We start from the raw sequence: 17,885 nt of genomic DNA on the forward strand, positions 1-17,885 counted from the left end.
AAAGCCGCTCCAAGATGAATGGGGCGGCTTACAGATTGGTAGATTATTTGACTTTTTCAGCTTTTTTGTACAGCGCTTCGCGGCGGTCTGCAAATACCGGAATTCGCTTGCGCACTTCTTCCACTTCGTTCAACTCGATGTCGCAATAGCCGATTCCAGTTTCTTTTTTCATATCCAATCGAATTTCGCCCCATGGCGCAATGATCATCGAGCTTCCACCAAATTCATTTTTCGGATCGCTCCCTACCCGGTTTACCGCAACGACGAAGCATTGGTTTTCAATCGCCCTTGCCTGCAGCAAAATCCGCCAATGGTCGATGCGCGCTTCCGGCCATTCAGCAGGAACAAATATCACTTTTGCTCCGTTCAAGACTTGAGAACGAATCCATTCCGGGAAGCGGATATCATAGCAAATAACGCCTCCGCACAGTGTACCGTCCAATTCAAAAATGCCGAGCGACTGCCCTTCATTCAAATGAATGTGTTCATCCATCAAGCCGAAACGATGGGCTTTGTCGTATTCGGAGATGAGTTCGCCGGTTTTATTCACTACATACATCGTGTTGTAGAAGCCGTCATTTTTTTTCGTCGAAACCGAGCCCCCGACAATATGGACTCCATGAGTTTTTGCGAAATCCTGTAAAAAAGCCACTGTCCGCAAGTTCGAGTCTGCTAAGTTTTCAAGTTCTGTCAGCGCGTAGCCAGTGTTCCACATCTCCGGAAGCACAATCACATCTGCGCCGTTTGCGGCCGCTTCTTCTAAATAGGACAAAACCTGCTGGAAATTCGCTTCTGGGTTGCCAAACGCAATATCCATTTGTACACATGCAATTTTCACTTTTTCCGCCTCCAGTAGACAAGTTATACTAAACTGTATAAGATTTGGGATAGATGCGCAATAATTTAGAAAACGAGGGACTGCCCAATGGAATTTTCAAACCGTTTACAGCAATTGCCGACTCAGTTTTTTGCTTCATTAGTCGCTAAAACAAATAAAGCCGTAGCAGATGGCCGCGACATCATTAATTTAGGGCAAGGCAATCCGGACCAGCCAACTCCAACGCACATTGTAAAAGCGCTGCAGGAGGCTGCTGCTGATCCAAAAACCCATAAATATTCTCCTTTTCGGGGAATAAGCGAATTGCGCCATGCGGCTGTGCAGTTTTACAAGCGCGAATTTGGTGTCGACATCGATCCGGATTTGGAAGTCGCCATTTTAGCGGGCACCAAAATCGGCTTGGTGGAATTGCCGCTTGCTGTCTTGAATCCGGGCGATTCGCTTCTTTTGCCGGACCCGGGCTACCCCGATTATTGGTCGGGGGCGCCGCTTGCGGATATCGCCATCGATTTGATGCCGCTCACCGCAGAACGCGGTTTTTTGCCGGACTTTGATTCGTTGCCGGAACAGGTGAAAGAACGCGCAAAACTGCTGTATTTGAATTATCCGAACAACCCGACAGGCGCGGTGGCGTCCAAAGAATTTTTTGATGAAACAGTAGCCTTTGCAAAAGCCAAAAACATTGCCGTTGTTCATGATTTTGCGTACGGGGCAGTTGGGTTTGACGGCCAAAAACCGGTCAGCTTCCTGCAGTCAGAAGGCGCAAAAGACATCGGCATCGAAATGTATACCTTGTCGAAAACATACAATATGGCAGGCTGGCGCGTCGGGTTTGCCGTTGGGAATTCAAAAATGATCGAAGCACTCAATTTGATTCAGGACCATTTGTTTGTCAGCTTGTTTCCAGCGGTGCAATTGGCAGCAGCCGAAGCATTGACTGGCGACCAGCAATGCGTGGAGGAACTGACAAACCTTTACGAAACACGCCGAAACGTTTTAGTAAGCGAATGCGCCCGCATCGGCTGGAACGTTGAAGCGCCAAAGGGTTCGTTTTTCGCATGGCTCCCGGTTCCTGAAAGGTTCACAAGCATCGAATTCGCCGATTATTTGTTCGACCATGCCGACATCACCGTTGCCCCGGGCCGTGGATTTGGCGAACACGGCGAAGGGTATATCCGCGTCGGTTTGCTTGTTGATGAATCCCGCATCATTGAAGCCGTTGCACGCATTGAGAAGCTGAATTTATTTTAACTTAAAAAGCCCGTAAGCTGTTGCAGCTTACGGGCTTTTGTTTTTAGTAAACCGGCAGTTTTTTTATGCCATACTGAGCTTCTGCCAATAAAAACCGTCCAATCCGTTCAATATCTGGATTGAAGACCCGGTCTTCGTCGATCGGCGCCGCCACATTCCGGATGGCCGCCCAGCGTTCACGAGTCCGTGACGCCATTTTCTGAATGCCGCGGTACTCGACCGCCTGCGCCGCGCAAAACGCCTCGATGGCCAATACCCGCCGTGCATTCTCAATGATGTCCCGCGCATGCCTGGAGCCGATCGTCCCCATACTGACGTGGTCTTCCTGATTTGCCGAAGAGGGAATCGAATCAACTGATGCTGGATGGGCAAGGGTTTTGTTTTCCGAAACGAGGCTTGCTGCGGCATACTGCAAAATCATCGCTCCCGACTGCAACCCCGGCTCCGGGCTTAAAAACGGCGGCAGCCCTTCGTTGAGCGCTGGATTGACAAGCCGTTCGATGCGGCGCTCTGAAATGTTCGCGAGTTCCGCCATGCCGACTTTCATAAAATCCATTGCAAAAGCGACCGGCTGTCCGTGGAAGTTGCCGCCGGAGACAACCACTCGCCCGTCTTCAAAGACAAGCGGATTGTCTGTAGCTGCGTTCATTTCAATTTCCAGCTTATCTTTCACGTATTCAAGCACTTGCCAAGTCGCTCCATGGACTTGCGGAATGCAGCGGAGCGAATATGCGTCCTGCACGCGCACTTCCCCTTGTACAGTCGTCAACTCGCTTTTTTCCAGCCACCAGCGCATGCGTTCAGCTACTGCAATTTGTTCTTTGTATCCCCGCGCTTCGTGGACAGCTGGATGAAAGGCGTCGACAATGCCGAAGAGTGCTTCAAATGTCATCGCGGCGATCCACTCGCTTTGCAGCGCCAGCATTTCGGCTTCAATGTACGAAACTATCCCTTGCGCCGTCATGGCCTGGGTGCCGTTGATCAGCGCCAGGCCTTCTTTTGCCGCCAGTTCCAGCGGATCCAAATGGCGTTCTTGCCAAACCGAATGGTCCGAAACCGCTTCGCCGTCTCGCCACACTTCTCCTTCTCCGATCAATACGAGAGCTAAATGGGAAAGCGGCGCCAAATCGCCGGAAGCTCCAAGCGAACCTTGCTGCGGAATGACCGGGTGAATTCGCTCATTGACCATCATGGCCAGCCGTTCGGCAACGATCGGCCGAATGCCCGAGAAGCCTTTTAACAGCGCGTTCAGACGCAAAACGACCATGGCGCGCGACACAGTTTCTGAAAATGGAGCACCGATTCCGCATGCATGCGAACGGATCAAATGCAGCTGCAGCGGATTGACGTCATGTTCGGAAATGCCAACATCGCTGAACTTGCCAAAACCCGTGTTGATGCCATACACCGTCCTTTTTTCCGCGACAATCCTGTCCACTGCCTCCCGGCTCTTCCGAACGCGTACCATGGCTGCCGGATCCAGCACCACTTCTTCAAATTCAAATAAAATCCGCCGCATTTCCTCCATTGTCAAATCGTTGCCGTTTAAGCAAATCATGAATTCCCCATCCCTTCAAAAAAGATGCGACAGCTTCCGCCATCGCATCTCCAATTACCTTTAGTATGAATTTTCCGACAATAAAAATCAATGAAAAATTGTAAAATTTTAACAAGATGCAGTGGCAGTGTGCTAACGTGCTAAAGGATTAAATACGCAATTGGCGTAACAAAGATTAACGTTAAAATGACGCGTTGCACCCAGATGACCACCAATTTCGGAATTGAGATTGGAATATCTGTCGCCACAATGCAAGGAACTAGCGCCGAAAAGAAAATGATCGACGAAACCGAGACGACCGCAATGACGAATTTCACAATGAGTCCCGATTGCACCACTAGAAGAGCAGGCAAAAACATTTCGGCTATGCCAAGCGCGCTGGCTTTGGCCACGAGCATCGGTTCCGGCAATTGAAGCAGCCACGTGAAAGGAAAGAAAATATAGCCAATCCAATCGAAAACAGGCGTGAATTCAGCAATTACCAGACCCAACAAGCCAATTGAAAGAATCGTTGGCAAAATCGCCATGGTCATTAAAAAGCCGTCTTTTAAGTTTTGCACGATGTTGTCCACCAATTTCGGCGCAGCGCTCACCGTTTCTTTTGCTTCTTTCCAAGCTGCTGACAAGCGCTTTCCTTCAACCGGCTGTTCCGGCTGAGGCACAGCATCCGGATGGTAGTCATCTTTTATTTTAGACAGCGGCCAAATACGCACACTGACCATGGTCACCAGGAACGTGACAACCAATGTGACCCAGAAATACGTATTCCACATGTTCATTAAATCGAGCGTTGACGCCACGACGACCATAAACGTAGCTGATACGGTCGAAAAGCCCGTGGCGATAATGGCAGCTTCTTTAGCGGAATATTTTCCTTCTTTGTAGACGCGGTTGGTGATCAACAACCCCAACGAATAGCTGCCGACAAAAGAAGCGGCTGCATCAACGGCAGAGCGGCCAGGCGTTTTAAACAGCGGACGCATGATCGGCTGCACAAGCACCCCGACAAATTCCAGCAAACCATAGCCAACAAGCAAAGCCAAAAAGACTGCGCCGATCGGTACGAGCAGGCCGACCGGAATAACGAGCGAGTTGAATAAAAATGGCCCCATATCCGCATCAAACAGCCACGCAGGGCCGATCGAGAACATGATCATAATCCCTACGACCAATCCAATCACCTTGAAAACCGAAAAGACGATGTCGACCGTCGTCTTTTTCCATGTTCCCGCAATGAACGGATAAACCGCTCCGGCCGCGATAATCGCCAACGCGTAGTAAGGAACCGCTCCTCCCGCAAAATTCCGGATGGCCGTGACCATATGGTCCAGCATGATGGAATTTTTCCCGCCAATCGTAATCGGTATGAAAAACATGAAAATCCCGATGAAACTATAAACAAAAAACTTCCACATTCCCGCTGAATTTTTGCTTGGCGCAAATTCTGTCTCTTTCATTTGTTTTGACACCATTTTCCCCACCCCATTCTTGTTATTTTTGCCGCAAGGCCACGCCTGTCATGAACTGCAGCCACGCATACACTCCTGTTTTCACGGTCGCCGCTTCCTGATTGTCTTTTGCCGGATCAAGTTCAACAAAATCAATGTGTTTTACCTGTGGCATTTTTCCGATTTCAAGCAGCGCTTCGAAAAGTTCTTCTGCTTTCATGCCCCCTGGCGTCGAAGCCGGAATACCGGGTGCGACCGCAATATCCAACACATCCAAATCAATGGTCGCATATATCCGATCGACGCCTTTTAAAGTTTCCGCTGCTTGCCGGATGGTTTCCGTCATGCCGTTTCTTCTCGCTTCCCGCATCGTCACCATGCGGATGCCGTGAGCATCCGCATAGTCGATCAGTGGTTTCGCATTAAAATAGCCATGCAAGCCGATATTGACGACATTTTCGCCTTTCACGGTTTGCCCGTCGATCAATTGTCGGATTGGCGTCCCATTTGCCGGTCCAAGCTCAGCAGGATTGCGGACGTCAAGATGAGTATCCAGCTGCAAAATGCCAATTGTTTCGTCTGGAAATGCAGCTTTCACTCCCCTCACGGCGCAAGCGGTCGTCGAATGGTCACCGCCGATCATGCACGTGAACTCATGCGCCAGTTCTTTCACCGTTTCTTCAATGCGCCGATTCGATTCTGCAATATCGGTGGTATGCATGGCAATATCTCCCGCGTCACGCACGGAAATCGACCTTAAATCAACCCGTTCGTCCAGATTGTATGTCGTGAACCTTTTCCACGTTTTCCGGAACGCTTCCGGATAGTCAGACGCCGCAGATGCTGAAATCGACGTGCGAGACTGCGGCGCGCCAAACAACACCACATCCGCCTGCCCTTCCTGCTTCACCCATTGATGGACGTAGAACGCCTCGCCTTCCGCTTGCCAAGCCCAGTCAGGTTTTTTCAAATACATCATCCAACCACCCTCTCGCCATTTTTCCAAACGGACTTCACATGGTTGACGCCGAATAAATACTGCAGTTCCTGGTAGCTGTCCACGCTCCACAGAACTGCATCCGCTTGCTTCCCGGCTTCTAAAGAGCCAACACGGTCCTGGCGGTTGATGGCACAAGCGGCATTGTACGTAGCCGCTGCCAACGCTTCCGCCGGCGTCAGCCGCATTGAGATGCAGGCCAGGTTCATGACGAGCGGCATGGAAACGGTTGGCGACGATCCCGGATTGCAGTCGGTTGAAATGGCTACCGGGACGCCCGCATCGATCATTTTTCTGCCCGCTGCCGCTTCCTCGCGCAAATACAGCGCAGTGGCAGGCAGCAAGCAGGCAATTGTTCCGGCTTGCGCCATCGCTTTGATGCCCGCGTCTGAAGCTTTCAGCAAATGCTCAGCGGAAATGGCGCCGACTTTCGCTGCAAGCTCTGCCCCGCTGTAGGAGACAATTTCGTCCGCATGAATTTTCGGCATCAAGCCGTATTTTTTGCCGGCTTCCAAAATCCGTTCGGACTGCTCAGGCGTAAAGACGTTCTTCTCGCAAAAAACATCGTTGAATTCGGCTAGTTCTGCAGCTTCCGGCAGCATTTCCTCAATCAAGTAATCGACAAACGCGTCTTCCCGGCCCTTGTATTCTTTTGGAACTGCATGTGCGCCCATAAATGTCGGCACCAAATCAATCGGATGATCGGCGTTTAACCGCTTCATCGTCCGCAGCTGTTTCATTTCCGTTTCCACATTCATGCCGTAGCCGCTTTTTCCTTCGACCGTTGTCACTCCGTGCGCCAAAAAGGCATCAAGGCGCTTCCACGTTTGTTCGTATAGCTCGTCTTCCGTCGCTTCTCGCGTCATGCGCATCGTTGCATGGATGCCGCCGCCCGCGTTCATAATGTCCATATAAGAAACACCTTGAAGCCGTTTTTCAAATTCCCCTTCCCGGCTGCCGCCGTAAGCCACATGCGTATGCGGATCAACCAGGCCCGGCGTCACCAACCGCCCTTTCGCATCAATCACTTCCGCGTCGCTCGAACGCTCCCCATACGTCTGTTCCAATTCTCGAGTCGAACCGACTGCAGCCACTTTGCCGTCTTCAAACCAAACGCTGCCGTCAGGAATCAAGCCTAGCTCGCTCATCGCTGTTTTTGATCGCGGCCCGTCTAGCCCTTTTAACGTCGCCAAATTGGCGTGTTTAATCCATACCGGTTTAGCCATTGTCAGAAGCCACCCCTTTTTGCATCGGGATGTTGACGCCTTTCTCGCGGGCTGTCTGTTCCGCCAATTCATAGCCCGCATCCACATGGCGCGCGACACCCATTCCTGGATCCGTCGTCAGCACCCGTTCAATCCGTTCTTCCGCTTCTTTTGAGCCATCTGCAACTATGACCATACCGGAGTGTATGGAATAGCCCATGCCTACTCCGCCGCCGTGGTGAAGCGACACCCACGTAGCGCCGCCAACCGCGTTGACTAGCGCATTTAAAATCGGCCAGTCCGCGACCACATCCGAGCCGTCTTTCATCGATTCCGTTTCCCGGTTCGGCGAAGCGACCGAACCCGAATCCAAATGATCGCGCCCGATGACGATCGGTGCGCTCAATTCGCCGCTTGCGACCATATCGTTAATGATTTTCCCAAAACGTGCGCGCTCCCCGTAGCCGAGCCAGCAAATCCGGGCCGGCAGCCCTTGGAACTGAATTTTTTCCTGCGCCATTTTGATCCAGTTGCATAAGTGGGTGTTGGAGCTAAACTCGCGCAAAATAACTTCGTCCGTTTTCTGGATGTCTTCCGGATCGCCCGATAACGCCACCCAGCGGAACGGCCCTTTGCCTTCACAAAACTGCGGGCGGATATAAGCCGGAACAAATCCAGGAAAATCAAAAGCATTTTCGACTCCTTCGTCTTTCGCCACTTGCCGGATGTTGTTGCCGTAGTCGAACGTGATAGCGCCTTTTGCCATCATATTGAGCATCGCCTGCACATGCTTTGCCATCGACGCTTTCGAGCGTTTGACGTATGCTGCAGGATCCGATGTACGGAGTGCTTCCGCATCCGCCAGCGACATCTTCGACGGGATATACCCATTGAGCGGATCATGCGCAGACGTCTGATCGGTCAAGACGTCCGGAATAAATCCTCTTTCAAGCATTTCCGGCAGCACATCCGCTGCATTGCCGATCAAGCCGATCGATAACGCCTTGCCTTGTTTTTTTGCTTCTTCAGCTAACTGAATCGCTTCATCGAGCGAATCGGTTTTTATATCGGTGTAGCGGGTGGCAATGCGACGATCGATGCGCGTTTCGTCCACCTCGATGCCGATGCAGACGCCTCCAGCCATCGTCACGGCAAGCGGCTGCGCACCGCCCATCCCGCCAAGCCCCGCAGTCAGCGTAATGGTGCCTTTCAGCGATTCGCCAAAATGCTGTTTGGCAAGTTCTGCGAACGTTTCATAAGTACCTTGGACAATGCCTTGCGATCCGATATAAATCCAGCTTCCTGCCGTCATTTGCCCGTACATCATCAATCCTTTTTTATCGAGTTCATGGAACGTTTCCCAATTGGCATAAGCCGGAACAATATTAGAATTAGCAATCAACACGCGCGGTGCATTGGTGTGGGTTTTAAAAATCGCTACCGGTTTTCCGGACTGCACCATCAGGGTTTCATCATTTTCCAGCTCTTTTAGAGAACGGACAATGGCATCAAAGCTTTCCCAGTTGCGGGCCGCTTTGCCAATTCCTCCGTACACGACCAAATCTTCTGGGCGTTCCGCGACATCCGGATCCAAGTTGTTCATGAGCATGCGCAGTGCAGCTTCCTGCTGCCAGCCTTTCGTGTTCAGTGTGGTTCCTCTATATTGGATTACTTTTTCTTCTGCAAGCGTTTTCATTTTGATTCCCCCTTCATTTATATGTTCAGTTTATAATAAATATTCTGTCTTTTTTAAATAAGATATTTCATTTTTTATAATTTGTCCCACCATTGATTAGTTTGTTTATTTTTTATTAATATATTTCCAAAGAATTATAAAAAACCGCTCTCGTTTAGAGAGCGGTTTCAGTTTAAAGCTCAAATAATTTTCAGATATATTATACATTCATACTATATGCTATGGTGCACACTTTAGATCATGCACTAAAAATCCAGTGTGTGAAGGGAAAAGAAGGGTCCGGCTTCTGCTTTATATTGAATTTCGATTACTGCCATTAAATGCGTCGCTTTAAATCCTTCCCCCCACTGAAACCGGACTGGCCCAGCTAGTTTTAAACATGAAGCGGTTGAAATTTCCCCTTGCGAAATTCCGAAGGGGTATGGCGCTCGCATTTTTTGTAGACCGCACTAAAATACGAGGCATTTGAGAATCCACTGAGGCGGGCGATTTCGTCCAACGAAAGCGCGGTTTCCTTCAACAGCTTTTTTGCTTCCCGGAGCCGGATTTCGGTTAAGCTATGACCGAATTTCCGTCCAGCCTCCTGCTGAAATCGCCGGCTGAGGGTACTTTTATTCATCTGCAAAGCATCTGCGCAAGCTGCCAAATTCCAAGAAGGGTCCCAATAATTCGCTTCCATTAAATCACTTGCCCTATCAATATCCGATCCGCTGCTTGCTCTTCTTTCTTTTGCTTCCCACACGAGCTGCACGATAAAATTGGCTGTGGCCTGGACGATTCCGTATACGACCGGTCCTTTCACAATCACCTCAAATACCGCATGGTAGTACTCTTCCCATACTTCATCCGTCAGGCGAACCGACTTCATATAACGCCTCACTTGGGCAAGGACGCTTGTCAAACGCACCCGGATCAGCTCAGGGTCAGGATATGGCCGTTCATAAGTTAAAAATTCGTTTTCCATCCAAAGCTGAATGGCCGCTGTTTCTTTTTTCTCGAGCATTTCCACCCATACCCGCTGCTCGATCGGCGTTAAAAAAGGATCCAGCGCTTTCCATTCCAAAGCGTAGTTTTCAAGCGATACGATATCGTACCCTTCGTAAAAAATAAGTGAACTCATTTCACGCGTATCTTGGTAATACTGCTTCATTAATTCTCTTCTGTGGCCGTTGACAAAAATGGACAGCGGCTCTTCCCTCCGCCTTTTCCACTCGGCATAAAACACTCGAAATTCTTCCATACATGCACTTTCATCAGCAGAAGAATACGCCGCTAAAATAAAATCCGAAAAAGCGAATACATCTACAGGTTTTTGAAATGGATATTCTTTTAACGCATCGAAAAGCAGCGAAAAATTTTCAGATTCTGCAGTTACAAAAGCGGCAAGAGTCACGTTTTTCACTGACATCTCTCCGGTGAAAAAATGTTCGTACTGCAGCTTGCTGCCTTTGTTTGCTGTCGCTTCTGTTTTTTGATTGCGCAATAGAAACCGAATTTGCTGGAGCTGTTTAACAAATGCCATCGGATCAAACGGCCGAAACAATAAATCTTCCGCTTTTCCTTTCAGCGCCCGATAAGCCGTCAAAAAAGTTCGGTCAGAAGACAACCCGATCCAGGGCTTCCCCATCTGCATAAGCCGTTTTTCGAGTTCCAGGGTCCATAGCTCCATATCCACAATCAGGCAGTCGGTATTTTCCTCTTCCGCAAAAGATACCGCCACACCTTTCATATGGGATTCAATAACCCATTTCAGCCCTTGCGCTTCCAATGCATTCTGGGAAAGCACAGTAAGGTTCATCGTTTCACGTCCTTTTCTTTAGTGCTTACTCAATCATTCCAGCATGTTCCGCCGGCCCGATGCGGAACTTCACTTCTCCGACAATGTCTTCTTCCTGTATGAAGCCGAGCATCCGTGAATCGATGCTGTTTAACCGGTTGTCCCCCATCACGTAATAGCAGCCGCTCGGAATCGTAAATTCCACCATGTCTTCCGTCAGCCTTGAATAGCCTTTTTGAACCGCTTCGATCCGGTTTTGTTTTAAATACGGCTCTTCTTTAAGCTGGCCGTTGATATACAAATGGTCTTCTTTCATTTCAATCCGGTCTCCCGGTATGCCGATTACACGCTTGATTAAATTTTTATGGTCAGGCGCCACAAAGACGATCAAATCGAAATTATCAATGCGGCTAATTTTAGAGATGACAATTTTATCGTTTTCTTCAATCGTCGGCATCATGGATTTTCCATGGACCGCTACCGGTTCAAATAAAAACTGGCGCGCTGCAAGTGCAATGAGCACCGTCAAAAAAACCACTTTCATCCAAGCGACCAGTGTTTTTGCCGGTTCTTCGTACAAGAGGACCCCCTCCTTCGACTTTCTGCCTTCTCTTTCTCTCTATGTTACTACAGCTTCTTTCCCCTTGCACTTCAAGCTTTACTATCCCTCGTGCCAATTGTTAAAATAATTAAAATAGTAAAAAAAGGAGCTTGATCATGATGAAAACTTTATCGACCACTGACGTCATTTATGCCTTTTCCCGTTCCAACTCCCCGGTGCTCCATGTCCAACCGGGAGATACTGTCGCTATTGACACATACGATTGCTTTAAAAACCAAATCCAGTCTGCCGACCAGGAAGTCGCGGCCATCGATTGGAATGAAATCAACCCGGCTACCGGACCCATTTTTGTTGAAGGAGCCGCTTTCGGCGATTTGCTAAAAGTAACCATTGAAAACCTTGAAATCGGCAACCAAGGCGTCATGGTGACCGGTCCGGATCTCGGCGTCATGGGACACCGCATGGAAAAAATGGAATCAAAAATCATCCCCATCCAAGACGGCAAAGCCATATTCAATGACCAGCTGCAGCTTCCATTAAATCCAATGATCGGCGTGATCGGTGTCGCTCCGGAAGGAGAGCCCGTTTCTTGCGGCACGCCTGGCGCACACGGCGGCAATATGGATACGAAGCTCATTACAAAAGGCGCCACGCTGTATTTCCCGGTATTCGCAGAAGGTGCTTTGTTTGCGCTTGGCGATTTCCATGCCGCCATGGGAGACGGCGAAGTCAGCGTTTCAGGCATTGAAGTGCCAGGACGCGCTACAGTCACGCTTGATGTGATCAAAGGCATCCACTCTAAATACCCGGTTCTTCAAAATGCGGATGGCGTGGCGCTGCTCGTTTCAGCAATGACGCTCGACGAAGCGGTGAAGATTGCGGTTGAAGAAATGATTGACCTGTTGTTGCCGCATACGGATTTGAGCGTCAGCGAAATGACAATGCTGATGAGTGCCGCCGGGGAAACCCAAATCAGCCAAGTTGTCGATCCGCTCGTAACCGTCCGCTTTTTTGTGCCGCAGCATGTTTTGAGTTCTCTCAACATCCAATTATTTGCCTAGGAGGAATCTCTGTGTTTACTGGCAAAAAAATTTGCTTGACCGCGATGCGGGAAGAAGATCTTCCCATCTACCGGACTTGGAACAGCGAAATGGGATTTGGCCGCAATTACAATTCCAGCCCGATTCGCGAAATTTCAAAAAAACAAGCGGAAGAATGGCTCCATCAAGATTCAGACCGGGATTTCCGCTTTTCCATACGGCCCGTCAAGATTGATACCTTTCTAGGGGTGTGCGCCATCGAAGATATTCAGTGGACGCACCGGGTCGGCTGGATTTCCATTGCCCTCGGAACCGATTACCAAGGAAAAGGCTATGGCAGAGAAGCGATGGAACTACTCTTAAACTATGCCTGGAACGAGCTGAATCTTCACCGCGTCCAACTGACCGTTTTTGAATACAATACACCTGCAATCGCCTTGTACGAAAAATTAGGCTTCAAAAAAGAAGGGGTTTACCGTGAATTTTTGCAGCGCGACGGCAAGCGTTATGACATGTATTTATACGGCTTATTGTCGTCCGAATCTTCGGTCTTTTGAGCGAAGCTCAATTTTATGTTACACTCAAGAAAAAATTGTAGGTGATTAATAATGGTTGGAAGAAATGACCCTTGCCCATGCGGCAGCGGCAAAAAATATAAAAAATGCCACGGCGGCGTTCAAGCTGTCTCAATTAATGATTTAGTCAACGACGAACTTTTTAAAGTACGCCAGTTATTTTTCTCGGAAAATCCGAATCAGGAGCAGCTTGCAAGCTTCCGTGAACTTCAGCAAGAGTGGCAGCCACGGTTGATGCAAACGATGGCTGAAAACGATGCGCAAGCATTTGTTGTTGAAAACTTCTTGTTCATGAAAAAACCGGAGCTTTGGCAAGACTTTTTAGCGAAGCAAACAGAATCTGCCCAGCGTCCTGTAACAAAAGAAGTTCTAAGCAACTGGAAAGATGTACGCGTCTTTCTTGGCCAGTTGATCGAAGGCAACGAAGAAAAAGCGGAATTTAAAGATGCCTTTACAGGGGAAATGTATACTATGACCGATCAGCCGCCGCTTGATATGGAAAACGGCCAAGGTTTATTGGCCATTTTGCTGCCTGATTCCCGCGTTGGCGAAAACGGCATTTTGTTCTTGAACGGCTATTTGACGATTGTCGGCGAATTCACGCCATTCTTTGACCAGTTGAAAGCCGATATGGCAGCGGCTGGTGAAACAAACAGCGATCGCTACCTATCAGACAATTATTTGGCGGTTGTTGAACACATCGTCAAGTATTCGACAGGCACAGTTGAAAAAAGCATTCAGCTTTCTCCAGACCACAACAACGTCATGGTGGAACTGACAAAACATATCGAAGAAGCAAACTTTGACGAAGAAACAGTCGAAAACGTAACAAGCATTATGAACAGCTATCTTGTGAGCCAACAGCCATCTGTCCAAAAACCGGAAGCACTTGTTGCCGGCTACTGGAGATTTTTGCAGGATCACGAATTGATCAAAGGCCCAATGCTTTCTTCTAAAGACTTAAGCGAAAAATTTGGCGTCGCAACAAGCACTATCTTAAAACGCTCAAAAGAATTCAATGCTTATTTTGAAGAATTGCTAGTTAAAAACAACTAAAAAAAGAGGCGGTCCAAAAGTCAGGTTCCCTGACTTCTAGCGACAGCCTCTTTTTCTTTTACACTTATCCTGTATTTTGAATAAACTATGTGGAAATCTCTTATTTATCAACATTCTCAAAAAGTTGTCCAGCAATTGTGTGGACTATTCCGAAAAAACCGGCTTATAAACATGTGGATAAGCCGGTTACTGCATACTTATCCACAAAACGTGCTTTTATTCAAAAAGGTTCCGAATTTTGTTCGGAACCTTTTTTGTGAATAACTCCAAAGTGAAGCTTCCGCTTTTCTCTTTGTCCAGACTCCAGCGCCTAGCTCTTCGGGACGTAAGCCAACCCAGCTGCGTGGCAAAAAGCGCCACTCCACTGGTCTGTCTTACGCCTGTCAGAGCTGAACAGGCGCTTCCGCTTTTCTTTATTGTCCAGACTCCAGCGCCTAGCTCTTTGGGACGTAAGCCAACCCAGCTGCGTGGCAAAAAGCGCCACTCCGCTGGTCTGTCTTACGCCTGTCAGAGCTGAACAGGCGCTTCCGCTTTTCTTTGTTGTCCAGACTCCAGCGATCAGGCTCTCGGGGTCATAAGCCACCCCGGCTGTGCGGCAAAGAACGCCACTTCGCCGGTTTGTCTTATGCTCGTCGAGCCTAGCTCGATCGCTTCCGCTTTTCCTTCTGTCCAGACTCCAGCGCCCAGCCCCTCGAGTCGCTTCGGTCTTGTCATCAATGGCAAAAAGCGCCATTGCTTTCAAGACCTCCAGCGCTTGTCGGGGCTACATGGGCGCTTCCGCTTTTCTTTAAACCCTCGGTGTTTTTGCTCTTGTTTTTCGGTGTTCCCGGCGGGCCGGTGCGGATTCGAAAAACAGCTTCTCGCCTTCTGATTCCGGCAATACCGGTGGAACCGGCGTCGGTTTGCCGTCGTCTCCCATTGCTACCATGGTCAAAAACGATTCCGTCGTCAGTTTTTCTTCTCCGGTCTGAAGGTTTTTTGATTTTACCCGCACGTACACTTCCATTGAAGTCCGTCCGGTCGAAGTAACGTTTGCTTCAAGTTCAAGGACGTCGCCTACCCGTGCAGATGACAAAAAGTCGACCGAGTCGATCGATGCCGTAACAACGACCTGGCGGCGCGCGTGTTTCATTGCCGTAATTCCAGCAATTTCGTCAATATACGACAGCACTTTGCCCCCGAAAATTGAATTCATATGATTGGTGTCTGGCGGCAATACTAATTTTGATTGGATGGTTCGTGATTCTTTCATTGGGATGGCTTCCATATCCATCACTCCTTTTCTTTAGGTTAGGCGGTTTTAGCAAACCGGCAAATCTTCCTCTATGATATAGTAAAATCGAGGAGGGTTCTCTATGACAGAATTGTTTCATATTTTAAACACACCTGAGTTTCAATCAAAAGACTCATTAAAACAACAGCTCGAGCAGCTTGGAATAAAAACAGGCGACTCGTTGATCGTCCATTCTTCGCTTAAATCTATGGGTTGGATTGCTGGCGGCCCGCAAGCAGTTGTGGAAGCTTTAATGGATACGGTAACCCCTGCAGGCACGATTGTCATGCCTGCCCAGTCTGCGGACAATTCAGACCCCGTGTACTGGATGGCGCCGCCCATTCCTGAAAACTGGCATCAGCCATTCCGTGATGCCTCACCGGCATATGATCCGCACTTAACGCCGCTCCGGGGCATGGGGAAAATCGCAGAATGCTTCCACCGCCACCCGTTAACCATTCGCAGCCCGCATCCGGCCCATTCGTTTATGGCCTGGGGGGAAAATGCTGAGGAATGGATGAGCGAACATCCGCTTGAAGATTCTTTTGGCGAACGCTCGCCTCTTGGCAAAATGATGAAAGCAGATGTACAAATTTTGCTGATCGGTGTGGGCTTTGATTCGTGCACCGCGCTCCACTATGCCGAATTTATGCAGGAAAACAAGACCTATTCGCCTCAAGGCGCCGCGGTTTCCATCAACGGAGAACGTACTTGGCGAACATTTGACTGCGTAGACACGGATTCCGACCGATTCCCGGAACTCGTGAAAGAGTATAAAGGCCCTATCTCTACCGGAAAACTTGGACAAGCCGAAAGCCAACTGTCCGCTATGCGCCCATTAGTTGAATTTGGCATTGAATGGCTAAAAAAGAACCCTGCTTCCATATAAAAAAACCGGCTCGCTTTAGTTTGAGCGCCGGCTTGGGGTTGAAATAATTTCGTTCAGCAATTTTTCCAACCGATCGTTATTCAAATTAAAAGAATCCACAAACGCATTAATGATTTCAGCAGGTTCGGGGACGTTCTCCCAATGAAGCTCATATCCTGCATTTACTAGGAGCTGCCGCGCAAATTCCCGCAATGTGCGCCCATTCCCTTCCCGAAACGGATGCAGTGCATTCAGCTCCGCTAAAAAATAGGCAAGGCGTGGAATCAGCCGGTCTTTGGCCGAGTCCTTCAAATAATTTTCTTCTGCCAATTCATCAAAGATTTTAATTAAATGGGCCTCGATATGGTCAGGGTGGGCAAAAGAAGAAGAACCTTTGGAAATCATTTCTTTTCGCAGCTCCCCGGCAAACGGGTAAACGTCCTTTAAAATACACTGATGGATCGCCAGAAAAGCATCTTTATCGAGTGGGTCTACCGGTTTTTTCATTCGCATCTCCGACAGGCGGAAAAGCGTGTAGACTTTTTCCACTTCTTTTAGCTTTTCTTCATCTTTCAAATCAAATACATTGATCAACACTTCCGTGCCCGGATAACAATACATAGAGGTCGCACGATACTTAGACATTGAATTTCATTTTGATTGCTTGATGGAATTGAGACTCCGTCTTTTCACCAGTCAATACCGACAACACAAAATCTTGATCCTCATTAGTCACGTTAAAGCCTTCCGTAATCAAAGAATGTGACGCATACGAAATCGCATGATTTGCTTGTTCCCGGGATACTCGGTTTACTAACTTCATCACGTATATGACCACCTTTCATTCTTCTATTATAGCATTTTTCAGTCTGAAAATCCATTCAGGACGCCATTTCCAGGCTCTTTTTTGCCATTTCGGCCATAAGAAAAACCGGATGCCAGAGCATACGGTTTTTTCAGCTTGTTGAGATATCCTAGCAATAAAATTAAGCATCCTTTTATAAATGCTATTCCGCAAACCAGCTGCGCTTGCCGCCGGCTCGCTGGTTTGCTTCATAGCTTTAGTGAATGCAGTCAGTTATTATTTCATGTGAAAAGGGCGAGTACAAGTGATTTCCACACTTGTACTCGCCCTTTTAATTTTCTTTTTCCCGCTACTCTTCAAGTGCCATCTCTTCGAATTAAGCGAAAGGCGGCGACTACTGCGGGAGCAGTGAAGGAGCAAAGCGACAGAGCGATGAGAGCCTAAGACCCCGCAAGACGCGAAGCAGCTGAGGAGGCTTATGCCACGGCCGCCTGAAGCGCAATGAGAAGACTAACCAAACTTTCTCGACTGTCTGGAAAACCAAATGCCTGAGCACCCGTTTTTTACAATTGTTCTTGCAACTCTTTTGTTTCTTCCGCAGTGAACGCGCGCGATCTCGTCAGAAACCGCTTGCCTTCGACGCCTTCCAGAGAGAACATTCCGCCTCTTCCGGCTACCACGTCAATGATCAACTGCGTATGGCTCCAGTAGTCGAATTGGTTTCTGTGCATATAGAATTTGCTGCCACCGATTTCACCGAGCAGAACGTCCTGGTCGCCAATAAACAAATCCCCTTCTGGATAGCACATTGGCGAACTTCCGTCACAACAGCCGCCCGACTGATGGAACATGACAGGACCGTGCTTTTCTTTCAGCAGTTCAATCAGTTCAAGTGCCGCATCCGTTGCCGTTACGCGTTCGACCATAGCCTTTCCC

18 protein-coding genes are annotated in these 17,885 nt (G+C 48.7%); 5 read left to right on the forward strand and 13 right to left on the reverse strand.

The window, feature by feature from the left end:
- Positions 1 to 43 precede the first annotated feature (43 nt).
- Complete coding sequence (locus ACRRQV_RS08930; RefSeq protein ID WP_432529886.1) at positions 44 to 838, reverse strand: carbon-nitrogen family hydrolase; 795 nt, start codon at positions 836 to 838, stop codon at positions 44 to 46.
- An 87-nt stretch (positions 839 to 925) separates the two neighbouring features.
- Between ACRRQV_RS08930 and ACRRQV_RS08935 the strand changes: the two genes are divergently transcribed.
- Positions 926 to 2,089, forward strand: coding sequence for a pyridoxal phosphate-dependent aminotransferase (locus ACRRQV_RS08935; RefSeq protein WP_432529888.1), 1,164 nt, complete (start codon positions 926 to 928; stop codon positions 2,087 to 2,089).
- Between the two features lie 43 nt (positions 2,090 to 2,132).
- Here ACRRQV_RS08935 and hutH read toward each other — a convergent pair whose 3' ends face one another.
- The 7 genes from hutH to lepB all read right to left on the reverse strand — a co-directional run bounded on the left by hutH (position 2,133) and on the right by lepB (position 11,350).
- Entirely contained in the window at positions 2,133 to 3,647 is a 1,515-nt protein-coding gene (gene hutH, locus ACRRQV_RS08940; protein WP_432529890.1) for a histidine ammonia-lyase, read from the reverse strand.
- A gap of 140 nt (positions 3,648 to 3,787) precedes the next feature.
- Positions 3,788 to 5,119, reverse strand: a complete 1,332-nt coding sequence (locus tag ACRRQV_RS08945) for a YjiH family protein (protein ID WP_432529892.1) — start codon at positions 5,117 to 5,119, stop codon at positions 3,788 to 3,790.
- 19 nt (positions 5,120 to 5,138) lie between these two features.
- The gene (locus tag ACRRQV_RS08950; RefSeq protein ID WP_432529894.1) at positions 5,139 to 6,074 is read right to left on the reverse strand and encodes an agmatinase family protein; all 936 of its coding nucleotides are present in this window, start codon (positions 6,072 to 6,074) and stop codon (positions 5,139 to 5,141) included.
- Positions 6,071 to 7,318 (reverse strand): imidazolonepropionase, encoded by a 1,248-nt coding sequence (hutI, locus tag ACRRQV_RS08955; protein WP_432529896.1) that lies wholly within the window; start codon positions 7,316 to 7,318, stop codon positions 6,071 to 6,073. The genes ACRRQV_RS08950 and hutI overlap by 4 nt, the downstream gene beginning before the upstream one ends.
- Positions 7,311 to 8,993 carry a urocanate hydratase gene (hutU, locus tag ACRRQV_RS08960; RefSeq protein ID WP_432529898.1) on the reverse strand — a complete coding sequence of 561 codons (1,683 nt, stop codon included), beginning with the start codon at positions 8,991 to 8,993 and terminating at the stop codon, positions 7,311 to 7,313. Before hutU ends, hutI begins: the two co-directional genes overlap by 8 nt.
- 373 nt (positions 8,994 to 9,366) lie before the next feature.
- Positions 9,367 to 10,791 (reverse strand): helix-turn-helix transcriptional regulator, encoded by a 1,425-nt coding sequence (locus ACRRQV_RS08965; protein ID WP_432529900.1) that lies wholly within the window; start codon positions 10,789 to 10,791, stop codon positions 9,367 to 9,369.
- Between the two features lie 25 nt (positions 10,792 to 10,816).
- Positions 10,817 to 11,350: a signal peptidase I gene (gene lepB, locus ACRRQV_RS08970; protein WP_432529902.1), complete on the reverse strand. Its 534-nt coding sequence runs from the start codon at positions 11,348 to 11,350 to the stop codon at positions 10,817 to 10,819.
- A gap of 140 nt (positions 11,351 to 11,490) precedes the next feature.
- Between lepB and ACRRQV_RS08975 the strand changes: the two genes are divergently transcribed.
- From ACRRQV_RS08975 to ACRRQV_RS08985, 3 genes are read left to right on the forward strand one after another with little or no spacing between them, the layout of a single operon-like run.
- On the forward strand, positions 11,491 to 12,393 hold the full coding sequence (locus ACRRQV_RS08975) for an acetamidase/formamidase family protein (protein WP_432530771.1): 903 nt from the start codon (positions 11,491 to 11,493) through the stop codon (positions 12,391 to 12,393).
- Between the two features lie 11 nt (positions 12,394 to 12,404).
- Positions 12,405 to 12,929 (forward strand): GNAT family N-acetyltransferase, encoded by a 525-nt coding sequence (locus tag ACRRQV_RS08980; RefSeq protein WP_432529904.1) that lies wholly within the window; start codon positions 12,405 to 12,407, stop codon positions 12,927 to 12,929.
- 51 nt (positions 12,930 to 12,980) lie between these two features.
- Positions 12,981 to 14,003 carry an SEC-C metal-binding domain-containing protein gene (locus tag ACRRQV_RS08985; protein WP_432529906.1) on the forward strand — a complete coding sequence of 341 codons (1,023 nt, stop codon included), beginning with the start codon at positions 12,981 to 12,983 and terminating at the stop codon, positions 14,001 to 14,003.
- A gap of 558 nt (positions 14,004 to 14,561) precedes the next feature.
- On the opposite strand, the gene ACRRQV_RS08990 is transcribed toward ACRRQV_RS08985, so the two are convergent.
- Entirely contained in the window at positions 14,562 to 14,717 is a 156-nt protein-coding gene (locus ACRRQV_RS08990; protein WP_432529908.1) for a hypothetical protein, read from the reverse strand.
- 73 nt (positions 14,718 to 14,790) lie between these two features.
- The gene (locus ACRRQV_RS08995) at positions 14,791 to 15,270 is read right to left on the reverse strand and encodes an acyl-CoA thioesterase (protein ID WP_432529910.1); all 480 of its coding nucleotides are present in this window, start codon (positions 15,268 to 15,270) and stop codon (positions 14,791 to 14,793) included.
- Between the two features lie 88 nt (positions 15,271 to 15,358).
- Between ACRRQV_RS08995 and ACRRQV_RS09000 the strand changes: the two genes are divergently transcribed.
- Complete coding sequence (locus ACRRQV_RS09000) at positions 15,359 to 16,165, forward strand: aminoglycoside N(3)-acetyltransferase (protein ID WP_432529913.1); 807 nt, start codon at positions 15,359 to 15,361, stop codon at positions 16,163 to 16,165.
- A 15-nt stretch (positions 16,166 to 16,180) separates the two neighbouring features.
- On the opposite strand, the gene ACRRQV_RS09005 is transcribed toward ACRRQV_RS09000, so the two are convergent.
- From ACRRQV_RS09005 to ACRRQV_RS09015, 3 genes are all read right to left on the reverse strand, one after another.
- On the reverse strand, positions 16,181 to 16,789 hold the full coding sequence (locus ACRRQV_RS09005; protein WP_432529915.1) for a Fic/DOC family protein: 609 nt from the start codon (positions 16,787 to 16,789) through the stop codon (positions 16,181 to 16,183).
- On the reverse strand, positions 16,782 to 16,967 hold the full coding sequence (locus ACRRQV_RS09010) for a hypothetical protein (protein WP_432530773.1): 186 nt from the start codon (positions 16,965 to 16,967) through the stop codon (positions 16,782 to 16,784). Before ACRRQV_RS09010 ends, ACRRQV_RS09005 begins: the two co-directional genes overlap by 8 nt.
- Positions 16,968 to 17,512: 545 nt before the next feature.
- Positions 17,513 to 17,875 (reverse strand): DUF779 domain-containing protein, encoded by a 363-nt coding sequence (locus tag ACRRQV_RS09015; protein ID WP_432529917.1) that lies wholly within the window; start codon positions 17,873 to 17,875, stop codon positions 17,513 to 17,515.
- Positions 17,876 to 17,885 lie beyond the last annotated feature (10 nt).

The sequence above is a fragment of the Planococcus sp. YIM B11945 genome, from assembly GCF_050864155.1.
Lineage (GTDB): Bacteria > Bacillota > Bacilli > Bacillales_A > Planococcaceae > Planococcus.

Excerpts from the sequence above, each read along its gene's own strand:
- ACRRQV_RS08975 (WP_432530771.1), top strand. The coding sequence starts at position 11,491 with ATGAAAACTTTATCGACCACTGACGTCATTTATGCCTTTTCCCGTTCC.
- hutU (WP_432529898.1), bottom strand. The coding sequence starts at position 8,993 with ATGAAAACGCTTGCAGAAGAAAAAGTAATCCAATATAGAGGAACCACA.
- ACRRQV_RS08935 (WP_432529888.1), top strand. The coding sequence starts at position 926 with ATGGAATTTTCAAACCGTTTACAGCAATTGCCGACTCAGTTTTTTGCT.
- ACRRQV_RS09010 (WP_432530773.1), bottom strand. The coding sequence starts at position 16,967 with ATGAAGTTAGTAAACCGAGTATCCCGGGAACAAGCAAATCATGCGATT.
- ACRRQV_RS08990 (WP_432529908.1), bottom strand. The coding sequence starts at position 14,717 with ATGACAAGACCGAAGCGACTCGAGGGGCTGGGCGCTGGAGTCTGGACA.
- ACRRQV_RS09005 (WP_432529915.1), bottom strand. The coding sequence starts at position 16,789 with ATGTCTAAGTATCGTGCGACCTCTATGTATTGTTATCCGGGCACGGAA.
- ACRRQV_RS08985 (WP_432529906.1), top strand. The coding sequence starts at position 12,981 with ATGGTTGGAAGAAATGACCCTTGCCCATGCGGCAGCGGCAAAAAATAT.
- ACRRQV_RS09000 (WP_432529913.1), top strand. The coding sequence starts at position 15,359 with ATGACAGAATTGTTTCATATTTTAAACACACCTGAGTTTCAATCAAAA.
- ACRRQV_RS08950 (WP_432529894.1), bottom strand. The coding sequence starts at position 6,074 with ATGATGTATTTGAAAAAACCTGACTGGGCTTGGCAAGCGGAAGGCGAG.
- ACRRQV_RS08945 (WP_432529892.1), bottom strand. The coding sequence starts at position 5,119 with ATGGTGTCAAAACAAATGAAAGAGACAGAATTTGCGCCAAGCAAAAAT.
- hutI (WP_432529896.1), bottom strand. The coding sequence starts at position 7,318 with ATGGCTAAACCGGTATGGATTAAACACGCCAATTTGGCGACGTTAAAA.
- hutH (WP_432529890.1), bottom strand. The coding sequence starts at position 3,647 with ATGATTTGCTTAAACGGCAACGATTTGACAATGGAGGAAATGCGGCGG.
- ACRRQV_RS08965 (WP_432529900.1), bottom strand. The coding sequence starts at position 10,791 with ATGAACCTTACTGTGCTTTCCCAGAATGCATTGGAAGCGCAAGGGCTG.
- ACRRQV_RS08995 (WP_432529910.1), bottom strand. The coding sequence starts at position 15,270 with ATGGAAGCCATCCCAATGAAAGAATCACGAACCATCCAATCAAAATTA.
- ACRRQV_RS09015 (WP_432529917.1), bottom strand. The coding sequence starts at position 17,875 with ATGGTCGAACGCGTAACGGCAACGGATGCGGCACTTGAACTGATTGAA.